The organism is Bartonella harrusi (assembly GCF_024297065.1).
Taxonomy (GTDB): domain Bacteria; phylum Pseudomonadota; class Alphaproteobacteria; order Rhizobiales; family Rhizobiaceae; genus Bartonella; species Bartonella harrusi.
Genome location: NZ_CP101114.1, coordinates 1,616,725 through 1,642,099 on the forward strand (window position 1 = coordinate 1,616,725; position 25,375 = coordinate 1,642,099).

Genomic DNA, 25,375 nt, shown 5'->3' on the forward strand with positions numbered 1-25,375 from the left:
CGACTGTAAATCTTAAAACAAGGCTGTAAATTGAATATGGGGCTGTAAAAACAAGCATCCTCTATCCTTCGTTTTCATCCCCTCTCCTGTAAACAGAAGAGCCACGTTTTTTGGCGCTTCTGTTGAAGAGGCATTAAGGAAATTATCTTTACTCGTCGATAAAAAGAAAAGGTAGCATAACACGCTGCCTTTAAAGAGATATCTCTCAGTGCACCCAAGCCCATTTCACAATGCCACCCGTGAATAGTATAGCGTAAAATCCACGAACCACCACCATATCTTTACGTTTATCAAGGTACAAGCCGGCCCTATCATATTCTTTACCGCCCCCCAATGTTGCAAGACACCTTGGTATTGAGACGATTCTTTAAAGGCATTTTTACACCTTTCTTCTCTCTCTTTTATCCACGCGATAATCTCACTTGTAATGTGCAAGGGGATGGTTTTGATTGATCCAACATAAGCAGGTGTGGAATGTTTTGCAATGAGAGAACCTTAGAATATTCGAGGTTCTCATTCAATAGGTGAAACAATGAATTATCGTTATCAATCAAAAAACTACAAAAAACCGGCATATCCGGAACAAACTTTTCTGGAGGTATCCGCTATCAGTTTTAAACCAAAGCGAGTAGTTTTAAGATAACACTATAAACTTTAAGACAAAGTGGCTCAGGTTTCGGTGGTTCAGGTTCCGAGGGGCAGGCTCCGGTGGCCCAAGTTCCGGTGGCCCAAGTTTCGGTGGCTCAGGTTCCGGTGGCCCAAGTTTCGGTAGCTCAGGTTCCGGTGGCCCAAGTTTCGGTAGCTCAGGTTCCGGTGGCCCAAGTTTCGGTAGCTCAGGTTCCGGTGGCTCAGGTTCCGGTGGCTCAGGTTCCGAGGGGCAGGCTCCGACTGTAAATCTTAAAACAAGGCTGTAAAAACAAGCATCTTGTTATTCTTTATTCTGTACACTTTATCAAAAAGGGCGACAACACTGTATTACCTTTTTCGTTTATAAATCCGAATCCCTCCATCATAGCCCTCTCTCTTTTACCAATAAAAAAGGCAAACTCTTTAAATTCCTTTGTTTTACATTGAATAAAGCACGATATCACTTTCCTTGCTTCTTCATACGCGCCCCTCTTTGACGCATTGCACATTCAAATGATTTTCTCAAAATTTTTGGTTGCTCATTTGGTAGTGGTGCATAAAGCAATTACTTTTATTACCCCAATCCCTTAGCACTTTAACGCCAACAAGCTTTAGGCAGTGTTAAATGTTCTAAAATATCATCTTTATGATCATTCAATCAATGGACACAGATTGATCAAGTGCGTTTTTTAAATACGTTTTTCTACTGGTTTACATAAGCATTTTTAAAATTTTCTGAAGAAGATTTTCAAACGATAGAGAACACACTACAACAACTTGTTTTGTTCTTTACAATAAATACATTATGATATAAATAGCGGTATCTGCACCACTAGGGGAATGAAGTAAACATTAAAGGCATATCAACATTAAGGGCATATTTATGTATAAGAAAAAATTTTTATTGTGTACAATTGCTGGAACATTCCTTTTCTCTCATTTAAATTCGACTTACGCAGATCCTCCCCTTCATGAGATTCCCGCTGTAGATGTTAAAGAGGGAGAGGAAACTTTTAACAACGCTATTATCCTTAGTAGGTATATTGCAGCATACGTTAGTGGGCCACAATCAGTTGCTACGATTACAAAATCAATAATACTATCAGAAATGAATGCGTTAAATGTAGAAAAAGGTGGACGCATTAATGCGAAAGAGATTAATACGTCGTCACTGATACAAGGATTGAGTTTCTCAACTGGTATAATGAATATTGAAGATTCAGTCATAAATGTCAAAGGCAACTACTTAGGATATGGTTTGGTTTTTTCTACTGCGCCAAAGTCTTTTTTAGAGGCAGGGGGGAAGGAATTTAACAAGGCAATTCTTAGCAATACAAAAGTCTTGGTAAGAGATGGTACTGGTATTTTAGGACCATATGCAGATGCTGATATTGAACTTAAAAATTCAGAAATTCGTGCTGATGTATTATTGAGCAATGCTTTTTCAAAAGAAATTACTCCCACTTTTCTTACATTAACAACTGATAATTCCATTTTAGAAGGACGAGTAAGGGGTGTGCAAAAAAACAAAACAGTCTTTACTCTAAAGAATAACAGTCAATGGCACTTAAAGATTAGTCAAAAGGAAATAGGTAGAGGTATTAGCATACTTGACTACAAGCTTCTTGATATTAATCAACGAGCGCAATCTAATATTTCAATACTGAATCTCGACAATAGCTCTATTATATTTAATGCACCAAATGCGCAAACCCAATATCATTACCAAACCTTGACTGTAGGAAGAGGAATACAAGCTGAAGAATCTGAGCCGCAAGAAACTCAGAGCTCTAATGAGGCAACAGTCTATAATGCGACAGGGGATGCAAAAATTTACTTTAATACTAAATGGAGCGATGGAGAACCAAAAGAACAGCAAAAAACTGATCGTCTTTTCGTTTATGGCAATGTGTCAGGTACGACAAAAATCCATTTCACCAGCCTTTCAAAAGATGAGGATATAGAAGCAGCAGAGCATTCTATCCCCATGAATATGCGTGGACTGTCGCTCATTCAAGTTGCTGGAAAAGTCGATGAAAGTGCATTCAAACTTGCAAACGGCTATGTCACAATGGGTGGATTACCTTACAAATATACGCTAAATGCCTATGGACCAACATCGAACCGTGGAAAAGCGAATATTACAGAAAGCTTCTTGCAAGAGGATAAAAATTTCTGGGATTTCCGTTTGCAAAAAGCCACGCTTGATTCTGAAGGAAAAATTAACGCCCTTGTTCCACAAGTAGCAAGTTATTTGGTGATGCCGAGCGCTCTCTTCTCTGCGGGATTTTCTGATGTAAACAATCACAATACATTGTTAGACAATATACGATCCAAAGCAGGTGAAATGCAAAATAACAAAAACAAGGGAATTCATTTCTCTTCTTATGGAAATAAAAACACATTGTCTTCCAACCGCGATCCATTACAATATGGCTATGGTGCTGACATGCACTATGCAGCCTTACAAGCAGGTGTGACATTAGCAGCAATAGAAGATCAAGATATCACCACAAATTTGGGTCTTATGGGGACATATGGTAAATTGGCTTTCACTCCAAAAGATATGGAAGGCGCTGCGAAAAGCACACTGGATAAATGGTCCCTTGCTGCATATGGTAGCTTCCAGCATAAAAATGGCACACATCTCAATGCCTTCTTTTCCTACGGAGCGTTAAAGGGAAATATCACCACCGCTCTTATTGGAAACACCACAAAAGTGGATAATACAAAAACATTGAGCGCATCTGCTACCATTGGACAAAAATTGGCAACGGATGTTGAAGGATTGACTTTCGAGCCACAAGCACAACTTGTTTATCAACGTCTCATGTTTGGCACTCTTTCCGATGTTGATGGTTTTGAAGTCAATATGGGCAATCCTCATCAGTGGTTAGTACGTATTGGTGGGCGTTTAACACAAATGGTCATGTCTACTGAAAAAAACAACACCTTTGCTTTCTATGGCAAACTCAATCTCCTAAAGGCGTTTGGTGATAACACTACGATACAGATTGGTGATACGTTCCACCTCAATACTATGGGATCCTCACTTGAAGGTGGTGTTGGTATTAATGCACATTTATTACAAAATGTTGCACTTCATGCTGATATTAATTACCAACATAAACTCCAAAAAGCCGGCATATCTGGAATGCGTTTCTCTGGTGGAATACAATACCGTTTTTAAAAGATTGTAATATGATTTTTTAAACTATAAAGCAGCGCTGAAATATAACAGCGTTGTTTCTGTTTGACGCATTACAAATAAGCATAATGCGTCAAAAACTATATATTTTTCATCAAAAAGAAGACAATCTTTTGAGAAGAATCTTTAAGAAACCTTTATTTATGCACAACCGCTTGTGCTTTATTTTGTTGTTATTTTAACCTCACGCATATCAGCAACACCTTTGATTTAAGTGCTCAAATGCGCTATTCTCCCGAGGAACTTAAATATCCCCAAAGAAGTTTGAACAACGATCTAACAGCAGCAACCAATAACCATCAAACAACACATTCTTTCTTTTGCTACAGTTGGAAAAAGTCCCTCTTTCAAGGAAGCAATTCAAAATGATTGAGATCTGATGAAAACTCAAATGAACACCTATTACAACGATTTTCGTCTTTATGGATCTTGTGCTCATCACAAGACATTGAAAAAATTTGGCAGTGCATATACAGACGCCTTAGCAAAACAATACAATCATGAGGTTTTGTATAGCATTCCAAGAGCAACAAATAAATAGCTTGAAAAGATGGTGTCTGATAGCATCAGATAATCCAACTCGTATTTCAGTCATAAACTTCGAGAGGGTATGGATAAAGTAGAAAAGATCATGAGCAGCTCTTTTTCAGGGATTGGACGCTATGGAACGCCTGATCGTATGGATGCGTTGCAAAAAGAACAGTGACTTTGTTTCTGCCCGTGCTATAGCAAACCAATATAATCATGATATAGAATACATACTTTTCGCCAATGCAATACTTGCTGAATGCAATAAAAACCAATGAAAAGTGGTAGAGAAGGTCTTATAATAATAAAGCAATGCAGCTACAAATGCTTTACAAAACACAATGAACGTGATGCCGATAACCAAAGACATATTGATGCGGAGTGCAAACAATGGGGAAGGCAAGACAATCGCAGCTGGAATGCACTGCAAAATAAAGCCGACCTACGACACAAAGCAATAGCAGTGAATAACGCTTTACAAGGACAAAACAAGGTGCTTTCCGATACCTTACGAGCAGAAGTAAAAAAGGCTTGGAACAACCGGTACGACAACAAAAATGGAGAGAGAAGGAAAACCTCAAATATCCTTTTCCTCACCTAAAGAGTATCAACCACCTCTCATTGGCTGCAACACAGAAAAAGAACGTACTGTCAATCAATTCCATCCTACTCGTGCACCACAACATGAGGATAAAGAAAATTCATCCTCGATCACAGATCATAAAAGTACTCTATCACCTAAAACAAATAAAAACACGCAACCGAATGTTGACGTCGATCAAAGTTCTATCAACTTATTGATTTTAAAGATAAATAATATTTTCAACTTGTATCATAACTCCGAATATTAAAAGATTCTTCCCTTTCAATGCTGCTTATATTCAATCAATAAAAATAACTTATTTGCACGTTCCAAGCAGTGCTGGTGTGTAGATAAAAAGCGTTAGAAAGGAGTAAACGCTGCTTATAAATCGTTCTAATACAAAAACTGTCGCAACATCAAAAGCTCATACACAGTATGATGGTGCTAGTTTACAACACCCCCTCTTCATCATCGAAAACCACTTTTAAAACTTCACCAGAAGCTTCTATGACTTTGCCCTCAAAGGTTGAAACTGCAAACCCAACCACCGCAAATACTGAAAAATCATCTAAGCTTATGGACGATAAAGAAACCGCAACTTTATCGTATAGTTCTCATGTTTCTGAAGCAAAAACGCTCACACCACAAATGGCACGCTTTTTGGTGATGTCTCATGCGATGTTCGCCGCTGGATTTGCCGATGTAAAGGCGCAAAATATATTGTTAGACAACATACGAATAACAATGTTTGAAGCAAAGGACCCTAAAGAAAAGGGGATTTTTCTATTGACTTATGGCAACAAACTGAAACGATTTGCCAATCCCCATCCATCACAAGAGAGCGCTCATGTGGATATTCGCTATGCAGCCTTACAAGCAGGCATTACATTAGCCGCGAGAGAAAATCAAAATATCACCACAAGTTTTGGTCTTATGGGGGCATACGGGAAACAGGCTTTCATCATAACAGACAGAGAAGGTGCTGAGAAAACGAGCGTTGATAAATGTCCCTTACGGCATATGGAAACATCCAACATGACAGTGGCCTCTATACAAATACATTTCTCTCTTATGGAATTTTCAAGGGCAATATCACCACTGCCTTCATCGGAAAGACTAAAAAAGCAAATGATACAAAAACAGTGCGTGTCTCTGCTAGCGTTGGTCAAAAATTACCAACCAATTTTCAAGGAATAACACTTGAACCACAAGCACAGCTTGTTTATCAACGTCTCTTGCTTGGCACGCTTTCACAAACCGATAACTTGAAAATGAACCGACGCAATCCTTCTCAAGGACTGTTGCGTATTGGTGGACATTTAACACAAAATAAAGGTCATGCCGTGTCCTTTTATAGTAAATTATACGTTATTGAAACTTTTGAACATAAGAAGACCATAGAAATGAGTGAAAGTTCTCCACCGACTGCTATGGGAACTGCAATTGACGGTGGGATGGGTATGGAACGCGTATTTATCGCAAAATATCGCGCTTCATGGCGCTATCAGTTATCAACATAATCTCAAAAAAGCGGGCATATTTGGAATAAATATCTCTGCTGGAATGCGTTATTGTTTTTAAAAATACTTTAATTCACATCTTGAAAGAGAGAGCGTGCCCTATATTTTTCTTTTTGTAATTTAAAAAGAAACATAATGGATTAAAAAATAAGAGGGGTACAGATATTGAGGAATATATTTAATGATAAACAAAACCTTCTTACTCTACACACTTTCTAGCGTTCTCTTTTACTCTTCCAGCCTTTCCTATGCCCTCTCTGTAACATCTCCATCATCGACTGAAAATCTTTCCTCTCCACAACCTCGTTCTAGGAGCTTAAGAACGTCCCCTGAACAAAATATATCGACAATCACACACTCTCCAACGACAATAGCTACGATGGGAATACCTGGATCTACGGAGATGAGAACTCCAAGTAAGAGATCGACAGATTCAAGAAGCAATACAATATCCAAAAATTCTTCTAAAGGAACTGAAGGGACTTCTTCTCAAAGCCATAAGAAAAAAACACCACCTCAGAGTTCAAAAACTGTTAATACAACCTCTTCTGGATCAGAGCTTCAGTTTGCTCGAATGAGTACAGAAACACCCAATACTGAAACAAATTCTATAGGAAGTGGAACGCCATATCCACCTGTACCTAAACTCTCAGAAAATGAAACAACAACGGGAGGCGGGAAATCGAGGAGACGCCAAGGCGTCTCCCTTTCTTCCACCTCCCCTGTCACGGGAGAAAATTCAATACCCCCTTCGATGCCCCCACAATCAGTGTCAGGAAGTTCAGTATCGGTACCAAAAATACCTGCAAAACCAATACTTGCACAGCAAGAAGCTGCACAACCAGTGCCCGCAAAACCACTACCTGTACTGGAAATACCTGAAAGACCAGAGCTTCTACAACGAGAAACTGCACAACCAACACCCATGAAACCAGCATCTATACAAGAAAGGCCTGTAAAACCTGAGCTTGAAAAACTGGTACCAGAACAACCAGAAAAGCAGCCTGAACAACCAAAACAAATTGAGAGCTTTCAATCTGGTGTTGTAGTGCGAGGCGGTGAAACTTTAACCCTGCACAATCCTAAAATTTATGACAAATATCTTGCTGTAAATGTAGAAGGAGAAAATTCACTCCTAAAAATGAATGGGGGAACAGTGACTGCGGATTTTGTTGCGCTTAATACATTAAGAGGTGGAGCGATTGATGCTACGGATATTCTTGTAACAGCACAAACAGCTGGTTTATTCAGCGGAAATGGAACAATTAAGCTTACGGATTCGACCGTACGTGTTATGGGCCATTATAGCGCTTATGGTGTGGTTCTCAAAGATGATCTATACTATAGATCCAAAAACCAGAATATCCATAATGCTGAAGAAAAAGCCGACGCTCCCCAAGAAGAGCAAAACGTTGCTAACAGAATATTTTTGGAGAATACAAAGCTTTTTGTTGAACATGGTGCAGGCATTGCTGCTTATGGATCATCCATCAAAAATGAAATCAGCCTCAAAAATTCACAAATCTATGCTGATATTTTGTTAAAAAATGACAGTGGTCCTGCCTCTCCCCTTATGTTAACTGCAAATCACTCCCTTTTGGAAGGACGCGTAAGAGCGTTAGAAGCGAGCAAAACAGTTTTTGATCTAAAAGACAATACCACATGGCTTTTAAAGGCAAATAAAAATATCATAAATAATGATAGTAACATAGATTCACCCGTCTCTGAGCAATTTTCTCTTGATCGAAAGTCATATTCTAAACTTTCCATGCTAAACCTGACAGACAGCACGATTATGTTTGAAAAGCCAAGTGAGGGGGGGCATTACCAGACTCTCTTTATAGGCTATAATGAACAACAAGAGGATAAAAATCCCAATGTACCAGCAGTTTATAGTGCTACAGGTTCCGCAGCAATTCATGTGAACGCAAAATGGAGTAGTCTTTCTCCAATAACAAAACAAAAAACCGATCGAGTTCTGATTGATGGTGATGTATCAGGCACGACCATGGTTCATGTGAATCTTTTGGAAAAGGATAAAAAAAGAGCCGATAGCCGTTCTGTTTGGGAAGAACACATGGATTCACTCCCTTTAGAAACGCATGGGATTTCAGTCATTCAAGTTTCTGGAAAAGCGAATGAAAATTCCTTCAAGTTAGCCGGAGATTATATGACGATGGGTGGTTTGCCTTATAAATATACGCTCACGGCCTATAAACCGGGAACATCTCATGCAAGCCAAAACCTCTTTGGAAAAAATGATCAAAATTTCTGGGATTTCCGATTACAGAATGCCTATCTTGATAAGGAGAGAAAGATCAGGGCGCTTTTGCCACAGGTCGCAAATTATTTGGTCATGCCCAACGCTTTATTTTCTGCTGGACTTACCGATGTCAACAATCAAAACACGCTTTTAAACAATATGCGTTCAGTCATGTTTGAAGCAGAGAATAATAAAAAAGGCGCTCTCTTCTTGTCTTCTTATGGTGAGAAAGTCACCTTATCTTCCAACCGTGATCCACTACACTATGGCTACGATGCCGGTGTGAACTATACTGCTTTGCAATTAGGTACCGTCTTGGCCGCACTAGAAGGCAAAGATATCCAGACACATGTTGGTCTTTTCGCAACATATGGGAAACTTGACTTCACACCAAAGGGTATGGAAGATTCTGATAAGACGATGCTTGATAAGTGGTCGCTCACAGCTTATAGCGGAATCCAGCACAGCAGTGGTATATATGTAAACGCACTTCTTTCCTATGGCGCGCTGAAAGGAAATATTACGACAGCTCTTGTTGGCAATGCCGCAAAATTAGATGGAACTAAAACAGTAAATGTCTCTGCTACCATTGGTCAACAATTAGCAACGGGTTCTAAGGGGTTGGTGTTTGAACCGCAAGCACAATTGATTTATCAAAATCTCTTTTTCAAGAGACTCTCAGATGCCAATGGTTTAGAAGTTGATATGGACAATCCACGTCAATGGTTGGTACGTATTGGTGGGCGTTTGACACAAGCTATCACCACAGAAGAAGAAACCAATGCTTTTTCTTTCTATGGTAAATTGAATATCCTCAAGGCTTTTGGTGAAAATGAAACAATAAAAATTGCGGATACATTTTATCTTGATCCTACCGGTTCTTCAATCGAAGGAGGCATTGGTGTTAATGCCTCTCTCTCTGAGAATATTGTTCTCCATGGTGATATTAGCTATCGGCAGAAACTTCAAAAAGCCGGTGTCTTTGGAACCAGTTTTTCTGGTGGAGTTCGTTATCATTTTTAAAAGAAAAGCCAGTATCAATTTTAGTAAAAAACAGCAAAAAGCAGCACAACGTGCTGCTTTTTAGCATTAAATTTCTTTTTCTCAAAACACTCTTATAACAATACTAAAATGATAACGATGCTAAAAAACATCCACTAACAGAGAAAGACTTTTTTCATTACAAAAGAGGAATATACACTTTCCCTCTCTCCCAAATCACGCTCTTATCGTAAGGAGCAGATTTTTTTTGCAAGATAAAAATCAAAATTGCAAGAAATTATGACAGTAAATATAAAAACACTGAAAGGAGATGACCCCCATACATCCGACAGAACCGACACGCTCCGTCATTCTTTTCATCCCTGAGAACGTTCAAGCATTTACCAAACGATATTGACCGAAAAAGAATCTGATCAATCTGTTTCTTTTATGCCGCCAGCACCCTGCATAGCTTGCGAAAGATTGTTTACTGCGGTCAAATGGCTTTGCAGCAATTCGCTATTACGATTTAATTTTTGCTGTAAGTCGGATAATAAATTCTCAACCTCTTGGACAATCTCTTCATTCATGTAGCGTTTTATATCACTCATAGATTTATTCAAATCACGCAGACCACGTATTTTACATAAATTTATTTCTTCATAATCTGGAACACTACTGCTTTCCAGCATATTGCTTTCATAATCGACCACTTGTGCCAACCCATTAACAGCAGCTACAAATTTTGTCATTGCCCATTCACGATCAATAAGATCATTATTCAGGACTTTTGCTTTTGATGCAAAACTATCATCACCGTATTGCATTACAGACATTTTTATTTCCCCTTCCACAATCTTGTTCACTCTTGTTCTCAAATAAGGGAGATCAAACAGCCTCTCTTCAATGTTGATACACTCAATTGCATTCATTGTGCGACTATTGCCCCGACAAAAAGCACGATAACCGTTAAAAGCGTATATCTCTTCAATTCTTAACGCATGATATGAAAATATTTTTTCTTTGCTCCAAAACCACCATTGACGCGATACCCATTTGCAAAAACGCTACAAATCCTCAAACCAACACGTAATGGATATCAGAAATCTTTAATTTGTTTTGCCTCTCTTCAACAAAAATGACAACGTGTTGATGCCAACAAAAATTTGTAGTATATTAACGCGCTAACGCGTTAAGCTCCTTAAAGATTTCAACTTTCACCCTTCTCATTTTTTAATTTCACTACGCACGTGACACGTGCATACTTTTTTGTACACACAGGACCAGCCACATCCTTTCAGAAAGATGAACTCTCTTCACTTGGCTTCCCCTGCTCACACAAGCAGTATTCCACAACGTAAAATAATCAATGATGACCCTTTTTCAATTATCATTCGCTTTTCTTTGCAATAAACGACTATATAAGATTTTATCAACTCTTTCAAGAGCTTCTAAACAACACACAGTTCTATGGTTTTTCAACATCATCTCTCTCACAACACTTGTATATTGATATTTTTCGTTTTTGATTGACAATTTATCTTTTTGCAGATTATTTCACTCCATAACATGAAGCACACTGATAAATATCGCTTCTAGATATTTAAATGATACGTACAAAAAAGTGATAAGAATAATAACTTCCTCTGCTAAACAAAGCTTCTACTATAAATTTGCTTTTTATTTCCTCTTCAAGATGAAATTCTATAGTCGTTCTTCTCTTTCACTGATTATATTTGCTATTGCTTCATAAAAAAACAACTTGAGCCCATCTTCTTACAGTGTAAAATCAATCAGAAAATCTGTATAAAAGAATTGTTAGCACACGAACTCAGTATAAAAAACAACATATTGATTTATAAGGGTAATTTTTCATTTTGCATGTTGAATGAGAGCCTCAAATATCCTAAGATCCCCTTATTCAAACCTTGTTTATGTTGGATCAATCAAAATCATCCCCTTGCACATCACAAATGGAATAAGCGTGTGGATAAAACAGACCATGGATTAGCAAGAAGAACCGGATTTTTATAAAATACCTTACAAAACACCAACCATACCGCAACTGGCTCTGCGATTTCTTATCCTTACAGGTACTCGACCAAATCCTTTGCGTCATTTTTATAAAATCAGATTGAAAGCAAAAAAGCGTCAAAGGAAAACAATTTCATTTATAAGCAGCTATATGCAGCGTTTTGTTGATGAAAATTGATTTTGCACGCTTGAAAGGTGCAAAAACTATAAAAATTTTGATAAAAAACCAACACTTCTTTCCATGACCCATAGCATAAAACAAACAAGTACTCTCCTTTTTCTCTACGTTAAAAAATGAAGAAACCTTCCTATCTCAATAGGATAACAAACGAATTTCTTAGAAAGAGAAGTTATATTAACTGACCATTTAAGACACCACTAAATTTGACAAGAAAATTCTTTTTTAATAGCGCGTTCAACTTTATTGTTCTATATTCGGTTGATACAAAAGAAAATGAGAAACAAACAAACAGAGCATCGTATTTTAGACACGAATGCACCTTCTCTCTCCATTCTAAAGGACAAAATTGTACGATACGACAGAAAATAAAGAGGCTCTCTTAAAATTAACCAGTGTATTAAACTGCACAACTTGATTTTGCAAGTATCATCATAATCTAAAATGCATTGATCAATTGACTTTCTCACCTCTTTCATGACACGCATCACCATACGCGGTTATGAAAATTTTACATGTTATGCATTCCATCAACACTGAGAATGCTACATAACAATCGGTGACATTCTTCCACGCCTTTTTATTATTCAATAATCATGCACTTTAAGGAAAAGAGTTTTATGGAAACTAAAGTGTATGAGAATCTAAATCATACAAAAATGTCCCCTTTCACAAAGCGCTTAATATTGGTTTCCGCATAATAAAAGGGGCAGCATTATATCCACCATCCCTATAATCTATAATAAAGAATGAGATAATACTACGCAATTTACGCAATCCAGTTCTCAATGCAAAGAAACAGAACAATATAAAGAAAATTCATAAGATATCCGACCCATATTGATACCTTCTTTGCTTTTTAGAAAGATAAAGTCAATCAATGGAAGCTTATTATTATCTATTGCTTTTTATAATTTCCCATATTTTTCTGAAAGCAATTCACGCACCTCATCTGCTATTTTTGTTCCACGACTTGCACAACTCACCTTAATCAAGCGATGTAAACTTTCTGGAACATCAATAGTAAGGCGCTTCATAGCACCATCCTTATTATCTTTATGGCTTTCTACCCACGCATCAGCTGTTAAAGGAATTGATGTATGCGTTGGCTTCGTACCAATCTTAATTTTTTTATTCATTGTGCTAACTCCTTGATTTCCGCTGCAACGGCTTCAATCTCTGCTGCTGCGGGTCCTTGCTTATCAACTTCATAAACGACCTTCCCCTGTGCTGCGGCTTCCGCAAACACAACACGCTGTGCAACGCTCGCAGAAAGAACATGCTCTGAATACACTCCAAGGGACTCCCCCACATCACGCCCTATTGCCGTATTGACTATCTTACGATTAATAACAAAAGCAGATTGCAAATTTTCTTTATAGACACGTGCTTCGCCAATAAGTTTGACAATTCCATCAGCCGCCCAAATATCATATGGACTGGGTTGAACAGGAATAAGAACCAAATCTGAAGCCATAAGAGCACTACGCGCAAGATCCGTCACCCGTGGAGGGCCATCAATAAAAATATGATCATAATCACAACCAATCTGTGTGATCTCTTTGTGAACCGTTGCCCGTGGCAAACCAACCACTGGAAATAAAGGAGCCTCTTCACGGGCCGCAGCCCAATCCAATGCACTTCCCTGTGGATCAACATCAATCAGCAACACACGAGCTCCACTCCGTGCAAAGCTGGCAGCAAGATTCACGCTCAATGTGGTTTTCCCTACCCCTCCTTTTTGATTCAAAAGTCCAATGATCATGCATAACGCCTTTCAGTATTATCGTTTTTACGATTATACTGAAAAGAACAAAGGAGGCAAGCACCCAAAGTATATAAAATAATCCCCTTCCTCTCTTATAGATAAAAACGACACGCCTGCCTGTACCCTCCCGCATTGAAGACCATCATCCTTCCCTTCTAACCGCTGATACAACCGACAAAAGAAAAAGCAGAGCACTCCAAAAACGCATCATCAATTGAGATTCACATTTTTGGATTTCTCAAGCACAAAAAGGAACAAAAGAGGCAAGCACAAAAACTATGCAAAACAATCCCCTTCCTCTCTTATAGATAAAAACGACACGCCTGTACCCTCCCGCATTGAAGACCATCATCCCTCCCTTCTAACCGCTGATACAACCGACAAAAGAAAAAGCAGAGCACTCCAAAAACGCATCATCAATTGAGATTCACATTTTTGGATTTCTCAAGTAATACTTTTCATGAAAGACTTCGTCGTTCTACCACACCCCAAAAATTTGAAAAAATCCTCTAAAATCAAGTTTTCCTCTTTTTATTCAGAAAGATACAAAGTGAATGATAATGGAAAAAGGGTAATCAACAATTATTTGAAGTTATCTTTTTGATAATGTCGCGTGACGATGTTGAGAAAGTATTTTTCGTGTACTATGTAATCAGCAACATTGGTTTTCTCCTAAGAGCGCATTTTCTGCAAAGACAATAAAGACAATGAGGCAATATATCCAATGCTCAGATAATAATCAGCGGAGAAGATGAAGTATAAAACAAAAAAAATACCTGTAAAATCCCTGTTATTTTTCCAACCAACTTTATTCTCCTCGACAGATGACGCATTTCTGTTAAAGTCTTCTCACAAAAAGTTTCATGCTGCTCGTGCTTTTTGGTAATCAAACATGAAAACATCATAAAAAGAGAGCGTATCGGAGAGTAACAAAAATGAACTTACAACAAATTGGCCCTGATATTTTTACCAGCGGACAAATCAGTGTTGAAAACATCAAAACACTAGCACAAGCTGGCTTTAAAACGATTATTTGTAACCGCCCCGATCAAGAAGATCCTGATCAACCTGATTTTTCTATCATTAAAGCAGCAGCACAAGAATATGGGATAACAGCCTATCATATTCCTATCGTGCCCCCTAGCATAAAAAAAACAGATATTGAAACCATGAAAACAATCTTAGAAACAGCATCAACACCTCTTCTCGCCTATTGTTACAAGGGAACACGCTCCCTACATCTTTACCGTTTAGCCTGCCTTTAATCATCTGTCTTAACGGATCATAAAGAAACAAGCAGTAAACTTGCAAATGATCATAAAAGCCAAAGAACTTCATAAGTTTACGAAAAAAATCATGCTGAAATCAGATCTCCAGACCGTTGATTCTCCCTCTCAACAACGAAAAACGCATATACTCCATGATGTTTTAGAATATATCTTCGTGCTCATAGTCAGCGTGAGTGCTCTTTTTGCCGCTCTGCTCTCCTTTTTTGATCAACTTAGACCCTATCTTTAAAAGTAAGCAGCTGATCCAACTGCGACACGGGTTGTACTGTTGCCAAAATTGCTTTTGCTGCTTTTTCATCGCGTCGCATTTGCGCAATCAAAGGCTCAAGCCCATCAAATTTTTCTTGCCCTCGTAAAAACTGGAAGAAAGAAACGGTGCAACTTTCTCCATAAAGATCACCATCGAAATCAAATAAATAAGTTTCCAGAAGCGGCGCGCCATTTTTAACAACTGTCGGACGACAACCAAAACTTGCAACCCCATCATGCAAAATACCGTTAGCACGACGCAAACGTACCGCATAAACACCATGTACCAAACTAGCTTGAAGAGGCAACATCTGATTAGCGGTAGGAAATCCCAACAGGCGCCCTAGTTTTTCACCCTGAATAACATTTGCACACACGCGATAATGATACCCTAACAAATGGGCTGCTTTTTCGACCATTCCCTGTGAAAGCAGCTTACGAATAGAACTTGAAGAAATGATCACCTGTTGTTGCTCTTGTGTGTGAGAGACACAAGGAACGTACACAACCTCAAAACCGCATTCTTTTCCCCTTTGACAAAGAAGCTGCGCATCTCCACTTTTCTGATGACCAAAGTGAAAATTTTCACCTGTTACCACAACGGAAACATCAAAAACTTGTTTTAAAATCATATGGATAAATTGGTCTGCTGCAAGAGCAGCAAAATCTGTATCAAAGGGCTGTTCAATCACCCCATTAAATCCCATGATTTCAAAAATTTCAGCTTTTTCAGCTGCTTGTGTCAAACGATCAACAGGGGCTGAAGGGCAAAAAAAACTTCTTGGATGTGGCTCAAAGGTTAAAACAACCGCGGGTTTATTTTTCAGACGTGCGAAATCGAGTGCTTTTTGAAGCACTTCCTGATGACCACAATGAACACCATCAAAATTTCCAAGTGCCAACACAGCTCCTCGCCAAGGCAAAGGAAGCCTATCAATCCCCTGAAGACGCAAAAAATCAGACATTATTGCAGGGCCCACATGATGGCTTGAGGCTTATAACCATGACGTTCAAGAAAAGAGTACAAAGCTTGTTTATCCACGACACCATTTTGCATATAGTCATAACGATGAATTCCCCCCATAATATAAAGGGTATCAAGACCAAAATGAATAGCCCCTTTAATATCGGTCAAAAGACCATCACCAATAGCTAACACCTGACTTTTTTCTGCTGTTCCACGAATTTTTTGCAATTTTTCAAAGGCACATTCATAAATAGGCGCATAAGGTTTACCAGCAATACGGACCTCCCCCCCTAATTGTTGGTAAAGACACGCCAACGCACCAGCACACCAAAACTCCTGATGCCCGTAATGGACGATTACATCAGGATTAGCACAAATGAAAGGCAAATTACGCGCTCGCATACGGTGAAACATCTCCTCATAAGCAGAGGGTTCTTTATCAAGATCTTCAAGAAAACCACTACAAACAACGACAGAGGCTTCCCATTCCTCAACCAACTCACATTCTAATCCTTCAAACAACATCAAATCCCGCTGCTGACCAATAAAGAAAACTTTACGCGGTGCAGCGCGAATAAGATCGCGCGTCACATCCCCTGAAGTAATAATAGCATCATAATAATCACTATGCACATTCATGTCTTGTAATTGAGCAATAACATTGTCCCGTGGTCGCGGTGAATTGGTCAATAAAATGACACTTTTTCCCATCTGTCGAATTTTGTGCAAGACTTGCAATGCGGGTTCAAATGCATGCACACCGTTATGCACAACACCCCAAACATCGCAAAAAACAGCATCGTAATCGGCTATAACAGTATCAATATGGGTAAGTTCATTCATCTTTCACCTGTTTATACATGGCCATTTATCAAATCCTCTTTCATATTGTAAAACTCCTTATCGAAAGAGTGTTCTTCTGTCATCTGCTTTCTCAACATTCTCTTTTTTCTCTAAAGTTTCGCAAACTTTAATAAAGAAAATCATTTTTTGTACGTACAAATTTTGATTATCAAATACGATCTCAATGATACATGAAAAAAGCATGAATTATAACAGAATATCTTTTATCATTTATTGATCTTTATTTTTTTGGATATTAAATTGTTAGGAATTCTCTCTCTAAAAGACAAACAGAGAGCGATAATTTTTGCATTTTCTTCATTGTTTAAAGAACAATTCTTTACGATAGAAAAAAATTCTACTTCTAATACACAAAATATATAAATAATATATAATCAAGAAGCGTCGTATATTGTTCAAAAAATGGAGTACACATATTAACAAATGCGCTCTTCCTGTAACATTCATTGATAAAAATCTTGAAAGGAGACAATGGGCTTATGATCCTCAGTCTTCCATTCCCTCAACAATATCAGCAATCTTGGTACTGTATTCTACACCCCCTGTATAGAAACACAAGATATGCAAACGGATAATAACACGATTCTAAAATTTTAAGAGTATAATACATTTTGAACAACAAATCATAACTCTTCAATGATATCCAATAAGAACCGTTATATGTTTTAAGTCCTGTTTGTAACGAAAAATATACTTTCCGCATAAAACGATACCCCTTGAATCGAGAAAGAGGAGAAGAGAAAAGCGTTCATTTGATAAAACATTGCGAAAGCGAAGAAAAAAATTCAAAGGAAGCACAGCAAAATTTCTTTCACATCACACACGAAAAAAGCGGTATTGAAGGACACACTCTTCACTTTTCTCTTAGAAAGAGCTAAACTGGCTAAAAGCATATGAAGAATGATAAAAAATAAATTTCCCATACTCTTTATTGTTTTAGTGAATATGCTTAAAATCTAAGCTAAAATTTAAAGTCTTAAAAACAGGACGCGCTTTCACAATCGCATCAAATATAGAGACTATTCTGGATTTTAGCACTCCATTTCTCAAGAACTCTTATAACACTACGTGTCCTACATTTATAGGCAGTCCCAGCTTTTGGATGGGAGTAAATGGAGTGCGTATATCGATTTGGATAATTTCTAAAACCGGTAAAAGCCCCTCATTGAGGAAGAATATAAAAGACGTAAAAGTGAAAACCAACTCCAGCTTTACCACCATTTTTGCGTTCAGCCTCACCGCTTTCAAAAGCATCTAGAGCAATAACTTTTAAAGAATGCAGATTACGCATTGCTTCACGCTTTTGTTTGTCAGATTCTTAAATAAGATCATAGCCCTCGTGTAAAACAGAACGCCATTGGGTTGCACATTCACGGGCTTTTTTTAAAAGGAATATTTCTTAAAGCACCCAAACCCATTTCACGATACCGCCCGTGGATAGTATAGCGTAAAAACCATTGTGGCACCACCATCTTTACGCTTATGAAGGTACAAGCCGGCACTATCATACTCTTTACCGGCCCCCAATGTCGCCGATAACCCTTGGTATTGAGACGTTTCATAACAGCCATTTTTACGCCTTTCTAAACGTTTTTTATCGACACGCCAGCCCCACTTATGACATGCAGAAACATAATTTCACTTGATTCAACAAAAGAGAATTTAAGATGAGAGAATCTTACAATATTCGGGGGTCTCATTCAACATGTAAAACGATAAATTATCGTTATAAAACAAAGCATTGTCTACTTTTAGCCGCACCTGATATTACGTTTACACTTTTTGCGTGATATTCGGCAAGAAAATGCATCATCACTTCAGAACTTCTACAAAACACGGTTAACTGAAAAACGGCTGAGCCCTATTGGCCTTTTCCTTCTTTTCATGATTTCATTACAATTTTTAAAGATCAAGGGGGGTAAATATCCTTTTTTCTTCTCCACTCTTCTCAAAAATCAAATTGGCTAAACCACAATTTCCCTCACGCTTTTTGCCTTGCACTTGTACTTTTCTACATCGCAAATTGTCAATTTTTATCATCTGCCATACTGATCTTTTGTCATAATCACCATTTTTTCTGAAAACCTTAAGCGCCAAGATTAATTCCATTCACAAAACATTGGGCGTCATAAACATGTTTTATAACATACCCTTGCTGATAAAGAATATTTTTATCGATTGTTTTGTTACAAGCTAAGCAAGAACAAAAAGACCCTATGACAGCTTCATTCCATGATGTTAAGACAAATTGCTGTGTTTCATAAATTTCACTCCCTATCATTGAAGATAATACACAATTCTTTTTTTCATCTTTCATCGATGGGCATCCTTATTTAAAAGAACATCGCTCGTTGCCTGTATAATAACTGAATAAGAGGATCGGTTTTTGATAGAAATCGAAACAGAGGACTCTAGCAATAATTCTCAATGCGAAGTCGTTTTGAGAATAAAACTCCCTTATAAGAGAAACCAAATCACTCCATCTGTGTGCGAAACAAACATAAAGATTCTCACGTTTTTTTTCGATTGACTCTTTGGTTTATTTCAATTTCCTTTATAAAGTTCACAATCGCAACATCAGGGAAATATATCTATCACTCTCCTTACAAACTGGCAAAGGGATTGTAGGATCCATTATCTCGCCTCCACTGTAAAGGTTCAGTGAACTCACTCGACCAAAGACCAATTTTCTTATTGCGTGCTGTTTCTTCCGCAGTACGATACTGTATTGGAAGAGGGTTTTTATGCTCTTTTGAAAGCACGAAGATACCTTCTGTAAGACCTGCTTCAGCTAAATCAACCCCATCAACAAAACATTGTGCATACGAAATACCATTGTCTATAAGAACCTGCTGACAAGATAAATTCTGACCAAGTGTTTTGGTAACAAGCCAAGCCGTTGTAACCGCGCCACAAGGCCATTCTTGATCGTTAAGTTTTGCCCTTTGACGTGGTGCACAAGTATCAACACCATAGAGATGAATATCACGAACAATCTGTTTACGCCAAGATTGTGCAACAGGAGTCAACAGTTTAAATGTAACCCCACTGGTCACCAATGCCTTACCTTGGAAAACAGTGGTGTTCTTCAATAAAATATTGTTTTGCAAAGGAAGATTCGGTTCAGTTTTTGTTAATTGCTGTTTGGCGATCGTTTCCATGGGCTTGCTCTCTTGCAAAGGCAAACCAACAACACCCTCTTGCAAACCAACAATATCTTGCATTATAAATGTTTTGAAAACATCAATATCGACTTTATCTTTATATTGGTACATCCCCCATAATAGAGAACCCATGATATAAACAATAACGATGAATCTAAAGTGCATGCGTTTAATACATTTGCTCAAAAAATTCATTATTTCTTTGTCCTTTCATATTTTTACCAACACCCTTCTTAAATCTTGAAGAAGAATTTTAAAGGAGGTCTGTTGCACATTAACTCTGCAAAGACATACAACTTAAAATTGCCATTTTTATGTAGAACAATCTTAAGATGAGAACTTTTATCTCTCGGCAAGAGCTAAAAAGAGAAAAAACCACTCTTAAAGCTTTTATACACGAGAAACAGAGGAGCAACTTATCAGCTGTAAAGCAAGAGAACTCTTCAGGAGAGATGAAAGCGCATTAGGAAATAAATAATTCTTTTTAAAGAGAGGTCAAATGACAGACAATAGATCAACAAACATTATGTTTATCGTTATTATGCTGCTTTTAACCACCATCGTTGTATGGGATCCTTCTTATGCCGCTGCTGCTGGTACTGATACAGGTGGACTAGGGAAACTTGATGGTGTTTTACAAAATATTGTTACGATGATGACGGGAACAACGGCAAAGCTCATTGCAATTATATGTGTTGTTGCGGTGGGGATTGGCTGGATGTATGGCTTTATTGATTTACGCAAAGCCGCGTACTGTATTATCGGTATTGGTATTGTCTTTGGTGCATCTGCTCTCGTTGATAAATTAACAGGCGGAACATAAATGAACGAAGATACCCTTTTCCTTGCTTGTACGAGACCGGCCATGTTTGCCGGTGTGACAATGGAAGCAATGGCTCTCAATATCATGGCGACAACAATTCTTTTTGTTTTGACCAGTGATTTTACAATGTTTGGTTTAGGGGTTGGTATACACTTTGTTTTGCGTGAAATAACAAAACATGATCACAACCAATTTCGCGTCTTGTTTGCATGGCTGAATACGCGAGGAAAACAAAAAAACGTCGAGCGATGGGGAGGAGGATCAGCTTCCCCATTACGCCTTATCCGCAATTATAAGGAACTCACTCAGTGAAACAAATGTCTATCATGAAACGAGAAACTTTTCCTGAAGACTATATTCCCTATATACGTCATATCAACCAGCATGTTATTGCCTTAAATTCACGTTGCTTAATGACTGTCATAACGCTTGAAGGAGTCAATTTTGATACTGCAGATATCGATCAATTAAATTCCTTACATAATCAATTAAACACTCTTTTAAAAAATATTGCCGATGAGCGTGTTGCTTTATATTCTCACATCATTCGTCGTCGCGAAACAGTCTATCCAGAGGGGCGTTTTTCTTCATCTTTTGCCGCAACATTAGATGAAAAATACAAAAAGAAAATGGTTTCGCAAGAACTTTATAGAAATGATCTGTTTGTTTCACTTCTGTGGAATCCGGCGTCAGATAAAACAGAACAACTGGCTTCATTTTTTCAACGTTTATCAAAAGCGAAGAAAACGCAATGTGAACCGGATGAGGAAGCCATCCGTAAAATTGAAGAATTAAGCCGCGATTTTATAGAAGGTTTGGAGGCCTATAAAGCACGCCTCTTATCCCTCTATGAACATGATGGTCTGTTATTTTCTGAACAAAGTGAATTTCTACACCAGTTGGTAGGAGGAAGACGCGAACGTATTCCTCTTACCTTTGGGACTATTGCCTCAACGATTTATTCAGATCGTGTTATTTTTGGTAAAGAAATTATTGAAATTCGCCATGAAAGCAATGAACGCTTTGTTGGTATCTTTGGCTGGAAAGAATATCCCTCTAAAACACGCCCTGGCATGACGGATGAATTGCTGACCGCCCCCTTTGAATTCATCCTCACACAATCCTTTGTCTTTAAGAGTAAAGCGGCTGCTGGGACCATTATGAGCCGCAAACAAAATCAAATGATTAATACAGCAGATCGTGCGAGCTCACAAATTGATGCGCTTGATGAAGCGCTTGATGATTTAGAGTCCAATCGTTTTGTTTTAGGCGAACATCATCTCTCTCTCGCTGTTTTTGCCAATCATCCTAAAATATTGGCTGAGAATCTCTCAAAAGCACGCTCTGCTTTAACCAATGGTGGGGCCGTTATTGCTAGGGAAGATTTAGGATTGGAAGCAGCATGGTGGGCACAATTGCCTGGAAATTTTAGCTATCGTGCGCGTTCTGGAGCGATTACCAGCAGGAATTTTGCCGCCTTATCACCGTTTCATTCCTTTCCCCTTGGGCAGCTTGAGGGCAATGTTTGGGGATCTGCTGTAGCATTATTAAAAACGCAAGCAAGTTCTCCATATTATTTTAATTTTCATTATGGCGACCTTGGCAATACCTTCGTTTGCGGTCCCTCTGGATCGGGTAAAACGGTCATTGTGAATTTTCTTCTTGCCCAGTTACAAAAACACAACCCGACAATGGTTTTTTTTGACAAAGATCAAGGAGCAGAGATTTTTGTGCGTGCTGGAGGTGGAAAATACAAACCTTTGAAAAATGGGCAGCCTACAGGTATTTCCCCTTTAAAAGGCTTGGAATATACTGAAAAGAACAAAGTTTTTCTTCGCAATTGGGTGTTAAAACTTGTCTGTCCTGAAGAACAAACAGTGACAGAACAAGAGCGACAAGACATCGCCAAAGCCATAGATTCCTTAGAAACTTTGCCCCGTTCCCAACGCTCTCTTGGTGCTCTTCAACTGTTTTTTGATAACACCTCAAAAGAAGGCATTGCCATACGTCTACAACCTTGGATTAGAGGCAATGCCTTAGGCTGGGTTTTTGATAACGATCAAGATGATCTTAACTTAGACGCCCAATTTATTGGTTACGATATGACCGATTTCTTAGACAATGAAGAAATTCGGCGTCCCTTGATGATGTATCTGTTTCACCGCATTCTCGATCTTATTGATGGGCGACGCATTATTATTGTCATTGATGAATTCTGGAAAGCCCTTGAAGACGATTCCTTTAAAGCTTTTGCGCAAGATCGTCTCAAAACGATCCGCAAACAAAACGGTATGATGCTCTTTGCAACGCAAAGCCCGAGAGATGCTTTAAATTCAACAATAGCACACACCATTATTGAGCAATGCCCCACGCAAATATTTTTTCCAAACCAAAAAGCAAATTACAACGATTATGTTGAAAATTTCAAACTAACGGAACGTGAATTTGAACTGATCCAATCAGAATTAAGCAGAGAATCCCGTCGTTTTCTTATCAAGCAGGGACAAAATTCTGTTGTTGCCGAACTCAATCTACGGGGATTAAATGATGAGATCGCCATCTTGAGTGGCACAACCAAAAATATTGAACTGATGAACCAAATTATCAATGAACATGGAAGCGACCCCAACATATGGCTACCCATATTTCACAAAAGGAGAGAAAATCAATGAAAAAATATCGCTTAATTACCCTCTTATCTTTGTCTTTTATCTCTCATGCAATAGCAGAAAGTACGGAAAATGTTGAAGATTATTATAAAAAAGCTCTCGAAAACACAGAAAAATTAAATGCTGTAAAATCAGAAACAGCTGAAACGATTCATGAGCATGCAGCTTCAGCGATAAAAAAAATTAAAGAGTTCAATGAAGAACTGACACAATTACAAGCACAAACACAGTCACAAGGGCAAGACGCACAAGCACAAACAAAATCTAATACAGAAAAAATACAGGATCTTCAAATAAAACTTTCTGTTCTTCAAGCAGAACTTCAAGCGGATGCTTTAAAACTCCAGTCTCTGGCTATGATTCAAGCAAAAGATACAAAAACAAAAGAGGAAATCCATGAGGAGAAAGTAAAAAAAGAACATGAAGAGCTTTTAAAAACACTCAAAGAAAAACTTGAAAAGTCTAATATTCCATCAAATCTTGGGAGGCTCGATGAAAGACTTTAGTTCTTCACCATTTGAAAGCATTTCTGGATATATTTTAAAGCCCCTCAATGATGTGATGGATACCACCGTCAGCAATTTATCTGGTGCTATTTCGGCACCACTTAATCTTGCTTCGATCATTTTCATCTTTCTCTATGGCTATAATGTCATGACGGGTCGTGTTGCCCTTTCCATGCATAGTCTTCTCAACAACGTCGTTAAAATTGTTGTTGTAACGACCATGGCAACCAATGCAGATACCTTTAATACTTATGTTAAAAATGTCTTTTTCGAAGACTTAGTAAATGCCATTGGCAATGCACTAAACGGCAACGACACAGGTTCCAATGTTTTTGATTACATTTTATTGCAGGCGTCTACACGCTATCAAGAAGTGTTATATAAAGCGTGGTTCCTTGAAAGAATCTTGGTGGGACTTCTTGGCTTTTTAATGATTTGCGCTGTTATTGTTTTTTGTATAGCGGGCTTTATTGTGCAAATGTTTGCGCAAGTTGCACTGGTGATGATTATAGGTCTTGGACCGCTGTTTATTAGTTTATACTTATTCAATGCAACCAGAAAATTCACCGATGCGTGGATTACAACATTGGTCAATTTTACTGTTTTACAAGTTTTGGTAATCATGCTGGGAACAATTATGTGCAAAATTATTCTGCACGTTCTGGGTGGCTCATATGATTCGATTTATGTTCTCTTTCCCCCTGTCGTTGTCATCTCGATCATCGGAGCCATTCTCTTCCGCGCTCTTCCTGGTATTGCCTCTGCTCTCTCCGCAGGCGGACCATACTTTAACACTGGAATCTCTTCAGGAGGACAGATTTTTGCAATGCTCTCCAATGGAGCAAGAGCGACTAGGAATACAGCTTCGCAACTCACAAACGCAGCAAAAATGGCTGGTGGTAGTGGTGGTGCCCAGGCCGCAAAAATGGGAGCACGAAGCCGTGGTCGATTTTAATGTTCAACACCTTAAAAAAAACAGCAAAATTTTTGTTTTTGCACCGCGCGCGCTTGCAAGCGCGCGCACCACACCCCCATTGCGTAAAAGCTTTTATATTCTTGATTTTACCAGACCAATGAAACCCTTTCTTTCCATGCTTTTGTGAGATGAATCCAAGCAAAAGCGCCAACAAATTTGTATTCCAAAATATTTGTGA

At 38.3% G+C, this 25,375-nt stretch carries 18 protein-coding genes and 2 pseudogenes; 10 read left to right on the plus strand and 10 right to left on the minus strand.

Annotated features, from left to right (window positions below; all coding sequences use genetic code 11):
• Positions 1–182: 182 nt before the first annotated feature.
• Positions 183–377 (minus strand): annotated as a pseudogene (locus NMK50_RS10440) (Arm DNA-binding domain-containing protein); the annotation flags it as partial.
• 1,133 nt (positions 378–1,510) lie between these two features.
• Here NMK50_RS10440 and NMK50_RS07520 point away from each other — a divergent pair.
• From NMK50_RS07520 to NMK50_RS07545, 4 genes are all read left to right on the plus strand, one after another.
• Positions 1,511–3,817, plus strand: coding sequence for an autotransporter family protein (locus NMK50_RS07520; protein ID WP_254769954.1), 2,307 nt, complete (start codon positions 1,511–1,513; stop codon positions 3,815–3,817).
• Between the two features lie 820 nt (positions 3,818–4,637).
• Positions 4,638–4,964 (plus strand): hypothetical protein, encoded by a 327-nt coding sequence (locus NMK50_RS07525; RefSeq protein WP_254769955.1) that lies wholly within the window; start codon positions 4,638–4,640, stop codon positions 4,962–4,964.
• A 986-nt stretch (positions 4,965–5,950) separates the two neighbouring features.
• A complete protein-coding gene (locus tag NMK50_RS07530; RefSeq protein ID WP_254769956.1) occupies positions 5,951–6,466 on the plus strand; it encodes an autotransporter outer membrane beta-barrel domain-containing protein in 516 nt (171 codons plus the stop codon).
• A 184-nt stretch (positions 6,467–6,650) separates the two neighbouring features.
• Positions 6,651–9,752: an autotransporter family protein gene (locus tag NMK50_RS07545; RefSeq protein WP_441296307.1), complete on the plus strand. Its 3,102-nt coding sequence runs from the start codon at positions 6,651–6,653 to the stop codon at positions 9,750–9,752.
• A 392-nt stretch (positions 9,753–10,144) separates the two neighbouring features.
• Here the strand turns inward: NMK50_RS07545 and NMK50_RS07550 are convergent, their stop codons facing one another.
• From NMK50_RS07550 to parA, 3 genes are all read right to left on the minus strand, one after another.
• Positions 10,145–10,546, minus strand: a complete 402-nt coding sequence (locus NMK50_RS07550; protein ID WP_254769960.1) for a flagellar protein FlgN — start codon at positions 10,544–10,546, stop codon at positions 10,145–10,147.
• A 2,284-nt stretch (positions 10,547–12,830) separates the two neighbouring features.
• Positions 12,831–13,061, minus strand: a complete 231-nt coding sequence (locus NMK50_RS07555) for a plasmid partition protein ParG (protein WP_254769961.1) — start codon at positions 13,059–13,061, stop codon at positions 12,831–12,833.
• Positions 13,058–13,687 carry a ParA family partition ATPase gene (parA, locus tag NMK50_RS07560; RefSeq protein ID WP_254769962.1) on the minus strand — a complete coding sequence of 210 codons (630 nt, stop codon included), beginning with the start codon at positions 13,685–13,687 and terminating at the stop codon, positions 13,058–13,060. The genes NMK50_RS07555 and parA overlap by 4 nt, the downstream gene beginning before the upstream one ends.
• 938 nt (positions 13,688–14,625) lie before the next feature.
• On the opposite strand from parA, the gene NMK50_RS07565 reads away from it, so the two are divergent.
• The gene (locus NMK50_RS07565) at positions 14,626–14,955 is read left to right on the plus strand and encodes a protein tyrosine phosphatase family protein (RefSeq protein ID WP_254769963.1); all 330 of its coding nucleotides are present in this window, start codon (positions 14,626–14,628) and stop codon (positions 14,953–14,955) included.
• Positions 14,956–15,191: 236 nt separating this feature from the next.
• Here NMK50_RS07565 and NMK50_RS07570 read toward each other — a convergent pair whose 3' ends face one another.
• The 6 genes and pseudogenes from NMK50_RS07570 to NMK50_RS07595 form a co-directional block, all read right to left on the minus strand.
• Positions 15,192–16,193, minus strand: coding sequence for a bifunctional riboflavin kinase/FAD synthetase (locus tag NMK50_RS07570; protein ID WP_254769964.1), 1,002 nt, complete (start codon positions 16,191–16,193; stop codon positions 15,192–15,194).
• Positions 16,193–17,038, minus strand: coding sequence for a TIGR01459 family HAD-type hydrolase (locus NMK50_RS07575; RefSeq protein ID WP_254769965.1), 846 nt, complete (start codon positions 17,036–17,038; stop codon positions 16,193–16,195). Before NMK50_RS07575 ends, NMK50_RS07570 begins: the two co-directional genes overlap by 1 nt.
• A gap of 1,122 nt (positions 17,039–18,160) precedes the next feature.
• Positions 18,161–18,630, minus strand: a pseudogene (locus NMK50_RS07580) (Arm DNA-binding domain-containing protein); the annotation flags it as partial.
• 331 nt (positions 18,631–18,961) lie between these two features.
• Positions 18,962–19,156 (minus strand): hypothetical protein, encoded by a 195-nt coding sequence (locus NMK50_RS07585; protein WP_254769966.1) that lies wholly within the window; start codon positions 19,154–19,156, stop codon positions 18,962–18,964.
• A complete protein-coding gene (locus NMK50_RS07590; protein WP_254769967.1) occupies positions 19,146–19,376 on the minus strand; it encodes a hypothetical protein in 231 nt (76 codons plus the stop codon). Before NMK50_RS07590 ends, NMK50_RS07585 begins: the two co-directional genes overlap by 11 nt.
• A 286-nt stretch (positions 19,377–19,662) precedes the next feature.
• Entirely contained in the window at positions 19,663–20,418 is a 756-nt protein-coding gene (locus NMK50_RS07595; RefSeq protein WP_254769968.1) for a hypothetical protein, read from the minus strand.
• A 304-nt stretch (positions 20,419–20,722) separates the two neighbouring features.
• Here NMK50_RS07595 and NMK50_RS07600 point away from each other — a divergent pair, with 304 nt between their 5' ends.
• Genes NMK50_RS07600 through NMK50_RS07620 form a run of 5 tightly spaced genes read left to right on the plus strand, consistent with a single transcriptional unit; the run spans position 20,723 to position 25,176 of the window.
• Positions 20,723–21,046: a TrbC/VirB2 family protein gene (locus NMK50_RS07600; protein WP_254769969.1), complete on the plus strand. Its 324-nt coding sequence runs from the start codon at positions 20,723–20,725 to the stop codon at positions 21,044–21,046.
• Positions 21,047–21,358, plus strand: coding sequence for a VirB3 family type IV secretion system protein (locus tag NMK50_RS07605; protein WP_254769970.1), 312 nt, complete (start codon positions 21,047–21,049; stop codon positions 21,356–21,358).
• Between the two features lie 5 nt (positions 21,359–21,363).
• Positions 21,364–23,718: a VirB4 family type IV secretion/conjugal transfer ATPase gene (locus NMK50_RS07610; RefSeq protein ID WP_254771217.1), complete on the plus strand. Its 2,355-nt coding sequence runs from the start codon at positions 21,364–21,366 to the stop codon at positions 23,716–23,718.
• On the plus strand, positions 23,715–24,221 hold the full coding sequence (locus NMK50_RS07615; protein WP_254769971.1) for a type IV secretion system protein VirB5: 507 nt from the start codon (positions 23,715–23,717) through the stop codon (positions 24,219–24,221). The genes NMK50_RS07610 and NMK50_RS07615 overlap by 4 nt, the downstream gene beginning before the upstream one ends.
• Positions 24,208–25,176, plus strand: coding sequence for a TrbL/VirB6 family protein (locus NMK50_RS07620; protein ID WP_254769972.1), 969 nt, complete (start codon positions 24,208–24,210; stop codon positions 25,174–25,176). The genes NMK50_RS07615 and NMK50_RS07620 overlap by 14 nt, the downstream gene beginning before the upstream one ends.
• Positions 25,177–25,375 lie beyond the last annotated feature (199 nt).